The organism is Psychrobacter sp. 1Y4 (assembly GCF_051847555.1).
Genome location: NZ_JBPYDE010000906.1, coordinates 1 through 575 on the forward strand (window position 1 = coordinate 1; position 575 = coordinate 575).

Here is a 575-nt window from a genome sequence, read left to right on the forward strand (position 1 = left end):
AATGACAGCGTTAAGCTACTGGCGACCGCGGATAGCATCAAAAGCATCGGACTGCCTGTCACGATAGACGCCATCAATATCCACGCTTCAAACCAACTGAGTTGAAACAGCGGCACAGCAAGCAAACTAAGCAATGCCACAATACCACTGCTAAAAATCCAATGAATGACCAGTCTAATCAGCACCCATAACGGTAGTGACGCTTTGGCAACGACCAATTGCGCAAGCGTACCATTATCAAGCGCAGGCTTAAATAGCCCGTCAACACCCATCACCAAGGACAGCAATGCAGCAATCCACACGGCTGATACGCCAAGACGCTGCAAAAGCGCAGGCTCACTACCGACCGCTAGTGGAAACAAAGTGATAATCACTAAAAACAGTACCAGTGGGTACAACCATTGCACCGCCCCTTGCTGCTTGACTTGCCATTCACGGCGCCACAACTGCATAAACCCAATACTGCGCGGCGTTGTGACAATAACATTTGAGTTTTTATTAGCGGTTATAGTTGTGCTCACTTGCGTTGGACTGTCTGTCATTATTCATCCTTTTACCTATAATGATGGTACTGA

1 protein-coding gene is annotated in these 575 nt (G+C 47.7%); it reads right to left on the reverse strand.

Annotation, left to right across the window (positions count from 1 at the left end; genetic code table 11):
- Positions 1-452 (reverse strand): heme exporter protein CcmB (locus tag ACS8FC_RS19520; RefSeq protein WP_439298006.1); only part of this gene is annotated, 452 nt, incomplete at its 3' end.
- Positions 453-575: the final 123 nt, after the last annotated feature.